This window comes from Providencia xihuensis (assembly GCF_041953405.1).
Lineage (GTDB): Bacteria > Pseudomonadota > Gammaproteobacteria > Enterobacterales > Enterobacteriaceae > Providencia > Providencia vermicola.
On record NZ_CP169565.1, the window covers coordinates 4,038,079 to 4,051,743 of the forward strand.

General features: G+C 38.7%; 14 protein-coding genes and 1 pseudogene. 14 read left to right on the plus strand and 1 reads right to left on the minus strand.

Annotated features, from left to right (window positions below):
• The first annotated feature begins 10 nt into the window (after nucleotides 1–10).
• The 12 genes from ACE2AL_RS18300 (at nucleotide 11) to ACE2AL_RS18355 (ending at nucleotide 10,775) form a co-directional block, all read left to right on the plus strand.
• Nucleotides 11–241, plus strand: a complete 231-nt coding sequence (locus ACE2AL_RS18300) for a helix-turn-helix domain-containing protein (RefSeq protein WP_206083309.1) — start codon at nucleotides 11–13, stop codon at nucleotides 239–241.
• Nucleotides 242–427: 186 nt separating this feature from the next.
• Complete coding sequence (locus ACE2AL_RS18305; RefSeq protein WP_272539514.1) at nucleotides 428–964, plus strand: fimbrial protein; 537 nt, start codon at nucleotides 428–430, stop codon at nucleotides 962–964.
• A gap of 68 nt (nucleotides 965–1,032) precedes the next feature.
• The gene (locus ACE2AL_RS18310) at nucleotides 1,033–1,569 is read left to right on the plus strand and encodes a fimbrial protein (protein ID WP_206083307.1); all 537 of its coding nucleotides are present in this window, start codon (nucleotides 1,033–1,035) and stop codon (nucleotides 1,567–1,569) included.
• A gap of 92 nt (nucleotides 1,570–1,661) precedes the next feature.
• Nucleotides 1,662–4,331, plus strand: a complete 2,670-nt coding sequence (locus ACE2AL_RS18315; protein WP_272539515.1) for an outer membrane usher protein — start codon at nucleotides 1,662–1,664, stop codon at nucleotides 4,329–4,331.
• A 57-nt stretch (nucleotides 4,332–4,388) separates the two neighbouring features.
• Complete coding sequence (locus ACE2AL_RS18320) at nucleotides 4,389–5,177, plus strand: fimbria/pilus periplasmic chaperone (protein WP_353168573.1); 789 nt, start codon at nucleotides 4,389–4,391, stop codon at nucleotides 5,175–5,177.
• A 39-nt stretch (nucleotides 5,178–5,216) separates the two neighbouring features.
• On the plus strand, nucleotides 5,217–5,825 hold the full coding sequence (locus tag ACE2AL_RS18325) for a fimbrial protein (protein WP_272539517.1): 609 nt from the start codon (nucleotides 5,217–5,219) through the stop codon (nucleotides 5,823–5,825).
• A 10-nt stretch (nucleotides 5,826–5,835) separates the two neighbouring features.
• A complete protein-coding gene (locus ACE2AL_RS18330) occupies nucleotides 5,836–6,372 on the plus strand; it encodes a fimbrial protein (RefSeq protein ID WP_241016804.1) in 537 nt (178 codons plus the stop codon).
• A 10-nt stretch (nucleotides 6,373–6,382) separates the two neighbouring features.
• Nucleotides 6,383–6,880 carry a fimbrial protein gene (locus tag ACE2AL_RS18335; protein ID WP_241016803.1) on the plus strand — a complete coding sequence of 166 codons (498 nt, stop codon included), beginning with the start codon at nucleotides 6,383–6,385 and terminating at the stop codon, nucleotides 6,878–6,880.
• Nucleotides 6,881–6,882: 2 nt separating this feature from the next.
• Nucleotides 6,883–7,395 (plus strand): fimbrial protein, encoded by a 513-nt coding sequence (locus ACE2AL_RS18340; RefSeq protein WP_206083786.1) that lies wholly within the window; start codon nucleotides 6,883–6,885, stop codon nucleotides 7,393–7,395.
• An 18-nt stretch (nucleotides 7,396–7,413) separates the two neighbouring features.
• Complete coding sequence (locus tag ACE2AL_RS18345; RefSeq protein ID WP_272573937.1) at nucleotides 7,414–7,944, plus strand: fimbrial protein; 531 nt, start codon at nucleotides 7,414–7,416, stop codon at nucleotides 7,942–7,944.
• Between the two features lie 36 nt (nucleotides 7,945–7,980).
• A complete protein-coding gene (locus ACE2AL_RS18350; protein ID WP_375083750.1) occupies nucleotides 7,981–8,817 on the plus strand; it encodes a hypothetical protein in 837 nt (278 codons plus the stop codon).
• 680 nt (nucleotides 8,818–9,497) lie between these two features.
• Entirely contained in the window at nucleotides 9,498–10,775 is a 1,278-nt protein-coding gene (locus ACE2AL_RS18355) for a DUF4225 domain-containing protein (RefSeq protein ID WP_375083751.1), read from the plus strand.
• A 526-nt stretch (nucleotides 10,776–11,301) separates the two neighbouring features.
• Here the strand turns inward: ACE2AL_RS18355 and ACE2AL_RS18360 are convergent.
• A pseudogene (locus ACE2AL_RS18360) lies at nucleotides 11,302–11,652 on the minus strand (transposase); the annotation flags it as partial.
• Between the two features lie 611 nt (nucleotides 11,653–12,263).
• Here ACE2AL_RS18360 and ACE2AL_RS18365 point away from each other — a divergent pair.
• Nucleotides 12,264–12,650, plus strand: a complete 387-nt coding sequence (locus tag ACE2AL_RS18365) for a hypothetical protein (RefSeq protein ID WP_206083298.1) — start codon at nucleotides 12,264–12,266, stop codon at nucleotides 12,648–12,650.
• 59 nt (nucleotides 12,651–12,709) lie between these two features.
• Nucleotides 12,710–13,642, plus strand: coding sequence for an SMEK domain-containing protein (locus tag ACE2AL_RS18370; protein WP_206083297.1), 933 nt, complete (start codon nucleotides 12,710–12,712; stop codon nucleotides 13,640–13,642).
• Nucleotides 13,643–13,665: the final 23 nt, after the last annotated feature.

Consider the following 13,665-nt stretch of genomic DNA (forward strand, 5'->3'; position numbering starts at 1 on the left):
GTTTGACATTATGTTAATAATCACAAAAACACAAAAATTTAATATTATTGTCGGAAAGAAAATAAAAAAATATAGAAAGGAAATGAAATTAACCGCTGAGGAGTTAGGGCAATATATTGGCGTAAGCCAGCAACAAATTTCTCGTTATGAATCAGGCGCAAACCATATAAACATTGATTTTCTAGCTCAGTTTTCAGAGTTATTTAAGGTGCCAATTCAAGTTTTTTTAACAGACGACTAAATATATTTTTTGATTTTAATTTTTAATTTTTAATTAATAACTCAATTTTATTTATTAGGATTTGATTTTTTTGAATCAAGTCCTCGGGCTTTGCTTTTTCCAGTTCATTGCAAATAGAGTGTCTGCAATGAGCAATGAAAACTGACACTCATTCTTTATTTAACAAAAACATAGGACTTTATATTCATGAAAATGAAATCTATTGCAATGGCAACTTTTATGGCTCTGGGATTAGCTTCTGCAGCAAATGCAGCAGATCAAGGCCACGGTAAAGTAACGTTTAAAGGCGCTATTATCGATGCTCCATGCTCAATCTCTCCTAACTCAATCGACCAAACTGTTGAATTAGGCCAAATTTCTAATATGGCATTAGTTGATGGTGGTAAATCAACGCCACGTCCATTTGAAATCGCTTTAGAGAACTGTGATATCACTAAACTGACTAAAGGTGTTCAATTAACCTTTAGTGGTGCTGCTGCATCTTTCGACAATACCAATAAAACACTGGGTATTGTTGGTACTGGTGCTGGCGCTGGTGTTCAGATCACTAATGGTAGCGGTGATGTGGTGACTTTAGGAACAGCGGCACCATTCCAACAAATTCAAAATGGTAATAACACCTTGAATTTCGCAGCTTACTTAAAAGGTAATGGTGGCGATATCAGTACGATCACTGCTGGTGACTTTAGCTCAGTAGCGGATTTCACTCTGTCTTACGAGTAATTCATCCTGAGCCAACAAAATTCATTTGTTGGCTCATTTCGACTGAATTGAGTGTAAGAGAGGAAGCAATGAATAATTCGATAACCTTTGGAATGTTTTCATTGATCTTAAGTTTAAGCCTGTTAACCGCGGTATCAACTGCAAAGGCTCAAGGCTCAGTGAATATGAATGGAAGCATTATTGAAACAGCATGTGCTATTGATGTCGGCAGCCGTGATCAAACTATTGATATGGGAAGTATTGCACTGACTCAAATTCGCCGTGATGGGCAAGGACCTGCTCGCCCTTTTGTTATCCGATTAGTGAATTGTGTTCTTGAACGCCAAAATCCTGATAAGCCGAATTGGCAATACTTTCGTATAACATTTGATGGCTCCCATGATAGAGGGTTATTTGGTGTTAACGGACAAGCTCAAGGTGTTGGATTACAAATTCAACGTGAGGGGGATGGTGAAATTGCCATACCAGGCCAAGGAATGTCCGTGAATTCACTGACGGCAGGAACAAAAGATCTCACCTATCGGCTGCGATTGGTGGCGAATAATCGCCCATTAGCATCAGGTCAATACTACAGTCAATTACGTTTCAAACTGGATTATGAATAGTCGGTTCCTCTCATCAATGAAGATCGCCTTTAACAGGTGAGCTTCACGAGCGAAATGACATTACGGATAAAAGAACGCAAAAGAAGGTCGAGATGATGACCCTGAATTTCATTCACACGCCTGTGTTACGGATAACTCGGCCTTGCAGATTAGGGCTTTTAGTCGCATTGGCAATTAGCTTTGGTGGTCACGCATCCGATATTAAATTTAATATGGAAATGCTAGACGTCAATGATCGTAGCAACATTGATTTAAGCCAATTTTCACGCCCTGGCTACCTCATGCCTGGCGAATACAGTTTTACAGTTTTCTTAAATAAGCAAAGTATGCCTGAAGAAACTGTCTTTTATTATGCACCTGAAGATAAATCGGATGAAAGCCTACCTTGTCTGAGCCCCACTTTAGTTGAAAAATTCGGTATCAAGCCTGAGTTGATGTCGACATTAAAGTGGTGGCACGATGGGCAGTGTTTATCACTTGAAAGTTTACCAGGAACTGAGGTTAAAGCTGATCTTGCGACATCCGCTATGTACATTAGTTTGCCGCAAGCCTACCTCGAATATACCGCTGAGAATTGGGATCCCCCTGCTCGCTGGGAAGAAGGGTTACCCGGTGCACTATTTGATTACAACCTCAATGCCCAAGTCGGCCAACAAACTCGTTCAGGGCAACAAACCAACTACAGTACCAGCGGTAATGGTGTTGCTGGTGTTAACTTGGGTGCTTGGCGTGCTCGCGCTGACTGGCAAATGCGTATTGATAAGCAGCAAGGACAAAGCACGACCACATCACTAGATTGGACTCGTTATTATGTCTACCGAGCCATCAAATCATTAGGCGCAAAACTCACCTTAGGCGAAGATTATTTAACCTCTGATATTTTTGATAGTTTCAGATTTACAGGGCTTAGCTTGGTTACTGATACCAATATGCTACCGCCTAATCTGCGTGGATACGCACCAGAAATTACTGGGGTCGCAAAAAGTAATGCGACAGTTATTGTGAGCCAGCAAGGACGAATTATTTATCAAACTCAAGTCGCTGCGGGCCCATTTCGCATCCAAGACTTGAATGATGCATTAGCTGGGCAAATCGATGTTGAAGTTAAAGAACAAGACGGTTCAACACAGAATTTCACTGTAAATACTGCAAGTGTTCCCTATTTAACGCGCCCGGGACAACTGCGTTACAAATTAGCCACTGGGCGCCCAACAAACTGGCGCCATCATGTGAGCGGCGATACTTTTGCAAGTGGCGAATTCTCTTGGGGGGTTAACAACGGCTGGTCACTGTATGGTGGTGGAATTGGTGCGAAAAACTATGCATCCGCAGCTATAGGGATTGGTCGTGACTTAATGGTATTTGGTGCATTATCATTTGATATAACCCATGCTCGAGCGCATTTAACCAACTTAAGTGATATTGGCAATAAAACGCATCGCGGAAGTTCATACCGTTTAAGTTACTCAAAGCGTTTTGACACTTATAACAGCCAAGTGACATTTGCAGGATATCGATTCTCTGAACAAGGTTTTATGAGTATGTCTGAGTATTTGGATGCGCAGGAAACAGGTGCTCGCCAATACAACAGCAAAGAAATGTATACCATCTCTTATAACCAACAATTTTCAGAGTTAGGGCTAAGTGCATTTATCAACTATTACCATCAAACCTATTGGGATCAACCCGATAACGACCGCTATAGTATTTCGCTAGCGCGCTATTTTGATATTGGTAAATGGAAAAATCTCAGTCTCAATTTGACGGCATATCGAAATCGTTACCGTGAAAGTAATGATGATGGTGTATACGCGTCGCTAACTGTGCCTTGGGGAGAAAAAAGCTCTGTTAGTTACAACAGTAGCTGGGATAAAAATGATAACTCACAGCGTGTGAATTACTACAGCACTATCGATGAAAGAAATAATTATCAACTAAGTACGGGGTGGGCGCGTTCAGGTGCACTCGTGAGTGGCTATTACACCCATCAAGGAGATTTAGCACAGCTCAATGCGAATGCAACTTACCAGCAAGACCGTTATCGGTCAGCGGGATTCTCTTTACAAGGTGGCTTCACAGCAACGGAAAAAGGCGCCGTACTACATCGTAGCAGCCAAATTGGCGGTACTCGCATATTTGTTGATACCGATGGTGTACCTAATATCCCGTTACGTGGTTATGGCTCTATTGTACGTACTAACCGCTTTGGACAAGCCGTTATTAGTGATGTGAATAGTTACTACCGTAATCAAGTTAGTGTTGATTTGAATGCATTACCAGATGAAGCACAAGTCTCCCAATCAATAAAGCAAGGTACTTTAACCGAAGGGGCGATTGGTTACCGTCAATTTGATGTTGTCGCTGGAAGCAGTGCAATGGCGTTGTTAAGGCTGTCGGACAATAGCACACCGCCTTTCGGAGCAATCGTATTAAATGGCCGTGGCCAACAAGTCGGTATGGTGGGTGATGATGGAAATACCTATCTCACTGGTTTAAAAGCAAAAGATACCTTGCAAGTCCGTTGGGATGACCAAGTGCAGTGTGAAATCACACTCCCTGATACCTTGCCAGAAGATGAATATTTACAGGCAAGCTGGTTATTACCGTGCCATAAACCGGGAGCAAAAGCCGCATCGCCAGCGACCATAAAGACACCATCAGCCAGCCGTGCATTAGAAGCAATGCCGAAAGCAGCAGAACTTGTTGTGCCTGTTGTTGAAAGAACTGCGCCAAAGTCATCAGGTCGCTGGTTACAAAAATAATAAAAATGGTGGTACGCAAAGAGCGATGAATGCTCCTTAACCATAGAAGATAACAATATGATGAATAACATGATGAAAAATAAAATGATGAATAGAAAAAATGCCCATGGAACAGCATTAGCGTTGGTTGGCGTTGTATTAACTTCAGCAACGCTATCTTCTGCTCAAGCGGCGGTTGCATTAGACAGAACTCGAGCGATTATCACGGGAGATGAGAAATCGATCAGTTTAAATATCAGCAATGAAAACAAACAATTACCTTATCTCGCTCAAGGTTGGGTGGAAAACGAGAAAGGTGAAAAAATAAGCGACCCATTTACGGTATTGCCACCAGTGCAGCGTGTTGAACCTGGCGCAAAAAGCCAAATCAAAATCCAAGCACTGCCAAGTGCTGCTTCACTGCCACAAGACAGAGAATCTGTGTATTACTTTAATTTGCGGGAAATCCCACCGAAAAGTGATAAACCCAATACGCTGCAATTGGCATTACAGACACGTATTAAATTGTTTTACCGACCAAAATCAATTATTCCAACACGTGAACAAATGGATAACCCATGGCAGGAAAAAGTGACTCTTACGCGCCAAGGTAACCAATATACGATTAATAATCCAACCGCATATTACGTTTCTTTTGTCGATGCAGTTCCAAGCAAAAATGGACAAACGGTCGCAGGATTTGAGCCAGTGATGGTTGCTCCCAAAAGTAGCAAAGCACTGAACGTCAGTGCAGATGCATTAGGTAATAAACCTGTGCTGACCTATATCAATGATTATGGTGGTCGTCCAACGTTGTCGTTTACATGTCAGGGAAATAGCTGCCATGTGGTACCTGAAAAAAAATAGACTGATTTGAAATGCGCGATGAGATAGCAGGAGAATATCATGGCAAACACAAGCAGGATGCTCCGTTATGTGGGCTTAGGAAGTTTAGCGCTGAATTTATTCAGTAGTATGGCGATGGGAACCGCCCTAAATAAAGTTGATAACTGGGATGTCGATGGTTCACATGGCACGCTATATGTCCATGGAGCCCTGACGGAAAGTGCTTGTCGCTTAGCAATGTCATCAGCGTATCAAACTATTAATTTAGGTACTGTGGGAACAGGACAGCTTCAACATGTCGGGCAAACAGGTAACCCTGTTGCGATTGAACTGCGTTTAGAAGATTGTCTAAGTGGTGAAAGCCGCAGCCGCACTGCACAGGGGAATTTGTTGTGGAGCCAGCAGATGCCAGCGATGAAAATTCGCTTTTTAGCGCCTATCGATATTCAAGACCCGCGCTTGGCAGAGGTTATTGGTGTTCAAGGAATTGGCCTGCAATTAAGTGATGCCTCGCGTTCACCAATTAACTTAGGTGAGTACAGTACACCACAGTTGGTTTCACCTGGGCAAAACCAATTAACTTACTATGTGACGCCAGTGCGTACCTCCGCCCAACTAAATGCAGGGGCTTATCAGGCGTTAATTAGATTCCAGGTAAGTTATGAATAGGGGCATGAAGATGAGAGAAGCTTATTTTCTTACGATATGCTTTAAAGCGCTTGCCCTCTCAGGGGTAATACTCTTTGGTGCTCTGATTTCACTCAGCTTTTCTTACAAAGTTATCGCTGCAAACTTAAGCACTAATATTCAAATTCGTGTGACAGTATACGGTGAGCCAGAATGCACCCTTGGCGGTGCAACAACGACTTCTGTAGATTTTGGCGATATACATCAGGCAAAGATTGACGGCACTTATGGGCGCTCACCTATTAATTACAATTTGGTATGTAATGGCTTATATAAAAATACATTAAAGATGACGCTGAAATGGACTGATAGGCAAATTAATGGTGCCTCATCGGTGACCACCAATCTCCCAGATTTAGGTATTGCCATTTACCGTGATGGAACCCGACTCAGTAATGGCGCGACACTCAATTTTAATTATGGGAGTTCACCTTCTTTATATGCCGTCCCCGTTAAACCTACAGGGGTAAACTTAACATCGGGTGGTGATTTTACGGGCAATCTTACGATGGTATTGGATTACCAATAGGATGATATCAATGAAATTATTCCGTTATCTTCTCTCGGTCTGCATGATGCTTAGCCTGTTTGGCCAAAGCCAAGCATCAACACTTAGTATCCAGCTAAAAGGTCGATTATTGGTGACACCGCCCGAGTGCATTTTGAATAACAACCAACAAGAAGCTATACATTTTGGCGATATATTGCTCCCACGTATCGATGGAATCCAATACAAGCGTATTGTACCGATGAGACTCAGCTGCACAAACCTAGCGAAAAACGCTATAAAGCTCACGCTTATCGGTGATGATACATCATTTAATAGCAATGGCGCATTGAAAACGAGTAACCCAAAACTAGGGCTTTCCTTTTATGTGAACAATGCTAAGCAAGTTATTAACCAGCCTTTCAATGTGTTATATACAGCGCTGCCAACCTTGGAGGTTGCGCCGGTAAAAAACAGTAACGCCGATTTTACGAATACCGATGGCGGATTTTTTACCGCGCTGGCAACACTGAAAATAGAGTATCAGTGAGAATGATTATGTGGAATAACAAGCAAATTAAGCATTGGATGGCAGGGTTTATAATGGTGATGTCCATATCTTCAGCGCAAGCAAATTGGGCATTTGATGGCACGTTAATTATTCCTCCTGTTTGCCAATTAAGCCATGACGACCCGATAAAAGTTTCATTCGGTAAAGTGGGCGTACGAAAAATCAATGGTACCGCCTTCAAGCAACCTATTCCTTTTCAATTAAATTGTGTTGGCGATATGACACAACCGTGGGATATCAGCTTGATATTCGGAGGAACACCGGCAGGAAGTGGATTTGATAATGCGACATTAAGAACGGTGACACCGTTGAATAATGGCAAATTAGGAATTCAAATTCAGAAAAATGGCCAACCTCAACCATTGAATGAAGCCTTTTTGATTAATGCGGCTTCACTGCCATCCCTTTCAGCCGTACCTGTCATGCGATCAGGAAGCGAACTCGTAGGGGATAATTTTACCGCATCAGGCACGTTAACCATTATTTTTGAATAGGAGGCAGCTGTCATCACTATGAATATTAAACGTAATATGAGCTTTGCCTTTGGCTTATGGTTTTTGGGTGCCACCACCGCATTTTCTGCAAATGTGGAATTTGATGGTACGTTGATTGAGGATGCTTGTGATGTTTATCCAGGCGACGAATCTATTGAATTAGATTTCGGTACGATAGTGGATAAATACCTGTATCTGAATACTCAAACAAATAGCCAACCTTTTACCATTCGATTAATTAATTGTGATTTAGCATTAGGCCATGAAGTAAAAGTCACATTTATGGGCGCAGAAAGTTCAGCTTTACCTGGTTTATTGGCGTTAGATGCAGGAAGCCAAGCAACAGGTGTGGCAGTTGGTATTGAAAGTGTTTCCGGTGCGGCAATCAAAATTAATAGTGGCAGTTATACCCAAGGGTTGTATACCGGAAATAATAATGACCTACGATTTCAAGCGTATGTAAGGGCTGAGCCAGTTGCATTGCAAAATAAATCAATTGTGCTCGGTTCATGGGCTGCGAGTGCCACATTCAAATTAGATTATGAGTAAATCATTATGTATGCGAAAAAAACAAAAATATACGGAATGTTAAATACAAGCCGTTTGAGTATTTTATTATTAATCATCGCGTTAGCATCTCTATTCCCATCTCGCCCAGCCAATGCGATCGCGTATGTAATGCCTGTAAGTATGACCTCTGGAGCTTGGCCTCGTGTTGAGATGGATATTCTTTCTTGGTCTGAAGCAAGTGGTATAACTAACCCTTGCTATGGGTCAACAGAATGCTGGATAGGCCCAGATGTTCTGTATGCATCTGGCGCACCATCGTTGAGTGGTTCTTGCTTAGATTATGGTAACTGCATTCGAATTAACCAATATCGAACAGCGCAAGAAGTCGCTGAGGCTTTTCGATCTGCAAAAGGGATCCCTTATCGTGCATCATTTGTTATTGATAGCCCAAATGCAACTTGTATAGGATTATTCTATGTTAACCATAGACCAACTGCGGGTGTTAGGAATGCAATCCAATGGCCTGGTAGCGTCTGTGGTAAAATTCCACCGACAAATCAAACATGCAGTATTTCTTTACCTTCCTTTGTTGATCACGGGGCAATTAGTAACACAAGCTTAAATGGTAAGAGAAACTCAGTTTCTGGCAATATCACCTGTACACAGGCTACAAATATCAACTTATTTGCTCGTTCAACGACGGGTGAGCGTTATGTATATTTAAATTCGACGCCTAACTTTTATTCAGATCCATTAATTAATAATCAAAGTGGTTGGAATGGTGCCAATATGAATATTTCTGGAAATAATGCATCGAATCCATTTACATTCACGTCTGAATTACATTCATCAGGAACGGTAACCCCTGGATATTACACTGGCAATGCCGTAGTCATCATTGCATTTAATTAGTTAATAAGAAACTTAAAACCCAACCATTCACCAACTTGATATTTGAGCAGCGTATTTTAACTAATATACGCTGTTTTTATCAATATTAATAAGTTTTAGTCATCTTCATTCCTGCGATATATTTATAAATTTAGGTTTTCAAAATTCATAAAAACGCCAAAGCTGTAATCAATTTATTATTTTTTACAAATTCCATTCTTCATTTTTATTATTGAGTTATATGTTCTCATTAGTTTCTTTTACGGAATATAAAGCAATAGAACCTGATATATCTGATGTCGGTTTAGTCAATCTGATACCTACCAACTTAAAATAATGATAAAAAAATAAATTAAAGCATAAAATTATATCCATTGACGTCCCTTTATTTTTATGGAAAAGACGGACTTATCTTCTATAAGTAATGCATTGCTTTTATTGATTATAAATTCAAAATTATTTTTGATACTTAAATTTATACTTAGTAGTTTGATGTTTGAAAACTGATTTACTTATTTCCATTACTGCCTTAAATAAGTCGTTACCATAATTCCCTATTTGTTTTAGATATTAATATTATATAAAACAATCGCCAGCCGCTCTTATTTATTGTAATTAGCAAAAATTATTAAAAATAACTTATCAATCCTTTATTGCTAACTAACAATGCAATCAAACTTAAGCTAAATAAAAGGATGTTCATGGCAACAGGCTATTTTTTACGAGTTGGCGATAAAACCACCTGTGGCGGTCAGATTTTAACTAGAGATAATACTTTTATATTCCATGGAAGATCTGCTGCACGTCAGGGCGATCTGGTTACCTGTGGCAAGCATTCAGGAACATACAACATACTAGGTGGCGCTAGCAATGTATGGGGTAATGGTAGAATGATGGCAGGAACACTGGATAGCTTTAGCTCCTGCCCATGCAAAGCAAGACTGATAAACTCCATCACTGATTGCTACAGTAAAGAAGATGAACCGATGTCTCGCGCATATAGCCCTGTAGCTCCCGAGACTCCTACTCAGCAACTAATTAGCCAGCCAAGTAATCATTACGCACCTCCTATTATTGCCAATGACAGCAACAAAATTAGAATTGATGCGCAACAACTAATTGATTGTGTTGATGAGTTATGTGAGAAACACCTCTATTTCCCTGAAACAAAAGAATCATTTAAAAGCGATATAAAATCTGTAGCTGACCAGATTGTACATGAGGTTGAATCAGGCCAAAAAAGCTATGAGCAAGGAGCTGCCGAACTCAAACAAGAAGAGTCAAATTTATTTGAGCAATCTAAATTTTGGATCCTTAATGGGCTTTCTATCTTAGGCGGCGCAGCTCAAGTTTGGGCTGGTGGAGCATTATGCGCAACTGGAGGTGGTTGCATTATTGGTGCTGTATTAATAGCTCATGGTTCAAATAATATTTATGAAGGCGCTATGGGGATTTATGAAGGTAATACTGATGCTAAAGGCCCTTTGCGTGAAGGTTATATAGCAGCAGCGACAGGGTTAGGTTTTGATAAATCGATGGGAGTATTGGCTTATGACATTGCTGATTTTGGCTTATCACTTCATGGCAAATTAAAGCTTTTACCAAAGCTAAACGCATTCGGCGAGATTGAAACACCATTATATTTAAATAAACATGCTCGACAAGATACAGAACGTGCCTACAAACAAATGAGAGATTATCTTTTAACATTTGAATTAGGCCTTGATGCTGTTGCTATTTATAAACTAAAAGATGACATCAAAAATGCCTTCTTTTTAGATAAAAAATCTGGCGAGGTAATGATGTTTGTAAGAGAGCCAGAAAAAGTCACTAATGTGAAACACATCATCACCGATGATTGCCATTTAATTATTGGTATAGAGAGTCAAACTGGTGGTTCCGTTTATTACGAATACCCTAACCCCGCTGATAGCAGTAAAATAATTAACGTTAGTGGAGATGGAGATATCCTAGAATGACCGCTCATTTACTTTATTATTTATCATTTATTATCAGTGTAATAGTGTACTTTAACATAAAGAGTTACTACAGACCTCTGGAAAAAAGAAACCGAAAAATCATCTATACTAGAAGATTATTAATAGTGTCACTTTATATTATATCCGCATGGGGAATCTTACTCATAACTGAATTAGAAGGTGGTAGCTTTTTTAATTGGTTTTTCCTTATCTCTTCCGTAATTATTTTATTTATTAGCGTTTATCTGATAAAAAAATTAGAGTTTTTGCGTAACTGATACTCTTGGAATCCATAGGATTAATTTAAAGGAAAACAGCTGAAAAACATCAAATGCCGACTCATATATCAATATCTTTAGCTATTTTATTCTATTACCTTAAAATGGCTCATGAGTTTTTTCAGGCTGTATCCGAAAGCAATGAATACAGTACCTATATTTCAACATCAAACCTTATTGAGTATCATTTTTACTATTTACCTTTTATCTATAACCCTCTTATTCTTTTTATGCATCAAAAATAAGATAATCAGCGAGAATTGTTCAGAGAGTCCGACATCACCAGCGCAGTAGCTTTTTTTAAGATCTCATTATGCTCTTCAAGTCGCGCAATTTTCTTTTTCAATTCACGAATTTCAACTTGCTCAGGCGTCATGGGTGACGCTTTCGGTGAAATTCCTTTGTGCTCTAATTTGAGTTGCCGAACCCATTTGTCCATGGTTGATTTCCCTACGCCCATGGCGTTGGCAGCGTCAACCACGGAATAGTTTTAGTCAAGAACCAGTTGAGCCGCTTCAAGTTTGAATTCAACACTAAAAAGACGTCTTATACGTTTCGCCATCATTGCCACCTATCTGTTTATGAAGTGATGATATCACCTCTGAATTGGTGACCAAATTAACTATGCCACTACAGTTGATTTACCGACGCCCATGGCGTTGGCGGCCTCGACGACGGAGTAGCTTTGGTCAAGCACCAGTTAAGCCGCTTCAAGTTTAAATTCAGTACTGAAAAGTCATCTTATACGTTTCGCCATCATTGCCACCTATCTGTTTATGAAGTGATGATATCACCTCTGAGTTGGTGACCAAATTAACTATGCCACTACAATACTCACTCGGAGGTTGATGTGGGTTGAGTTAGATTGACATGCATTGACTGAAAACACGGGGAAAGCCTTGCAAACACTGGATTTTAGATACAAAAAAAGACGTCCATTGACGTCTCTTGATGTTCTTATGGTGCGAAGGCCGGACTCGCTTTTCATATACAATATATTGTTTTTATTTGATATAAATTTAAAGATAATTTTTTGTATACTTAAATGTATACTTAACACTTCTGCTCGCCAAGCATGAACAAAATTTTTAGTTCACAACACATAACCATTAGGAACCACTTGTTTTTTATAACGTAGTAGCATAATTTAGCATAAGTTATACATATTCATAAACGTCGCTTTTAGATTAACAACATACTCGAGGTAGAAATGAGAGATTTTAATTCAAATCATATCAACGGTAATGTCTTTATCAATGATAATTCCCAGCAAAAAAATTACAAACCTTTAATTGATTGTGATATTCAAGAACTACTTGATGAAAAATCTCATCGACAAAATCTCCTGAGGCAAGAAAAATCTCAAAGACAAAAAGGAACATTTAGAGTTTTTGGATTTTGCTTGCTTTTGCTTCTTATTTCTGCAATTTGGTATTTCATAAATGAAAAGTTTGATATAGTTAGCATAGTAATAAGTGGAATGTCCATGCTAATAGCTTTTAAAACTCTAGAGCAAGCTGATACACCTACTGAATTTGAAGCAAGGCAAATTCACATATTAAATGAAATAAATTTTTTACTCCGTGAGAAAAGATAATTATAAAATAACAAACCCAAGATCATTAACCCCTGATAATTAAGATAAGTTGAAGCGTTATGTTAAATAAAGAACTAGCAATAAAAGAAATCATATACTGGATAACTCATCTTTCAACATCAGCAAAATTAGGAGGTAAAATACATTTTTTTGATCTAAATATTGTTGCTGAAGATTTTTATGCTGATTTATTAAATATCATATATGGATGGAATTTAGTTAATCTAAATCATGCCGAGCTAAACAGAGCAGCTATTGACTTAGGTGATAGACAACAAAAAATAGCAGTGCAGATAACATCAAATAGAAGAAAAGACAAACTACAAAAAACAATTAATTTGTTTAATGAACATAATTTATCTAAAGAGTACTCTACACTAAAAATAGTTATTATTGGTGAAAAAACAAGGCTTAACTCAACTTTAAATTTACCTTTAGGAATTAATTTTAATGCTAAAAATGATATTCTAGATGATACAACTCTAATAAGTGATATCTCATCACTATCAATAGATAAACTGCACAAAATAATTTCCCTTATAAAAAAAGATGTTATCCCAAGACGAGACGTTGAACTTTCACTAAAGCAATCTGATTTAGATGTTCTCAAAATATATAAAAATTATTTTGACCGTCCTGCCCTTAAAGACGCATGGGCTGCCGAAGGAGATTTCACTGCTTTTAAGGCAGCCTTAACTGATTTAATTACCTTAATGAACACTGGAATTTTACAAGAAAAACCAATAACAAAAAGTAGATTTCAGATAGATGATATTGATATAAAAAATGAATTAAAATCAGTAGCAGAAAGCCTAAGAATATTAAGAGAACTTTTTAATTTACATGTAAGAAACTCAGATATCGATCTTGAAAACAACACTTTTAATTCAAAAGCAATATATAAAGCAGATGCTTTTGATAAATTAAAAAAATCAATTATTAATAATCTCAATACCGTACTCATTAATAATTCTCTCAGTCCGATCACTTAAACAAAAAAATTACTTATTTGCTG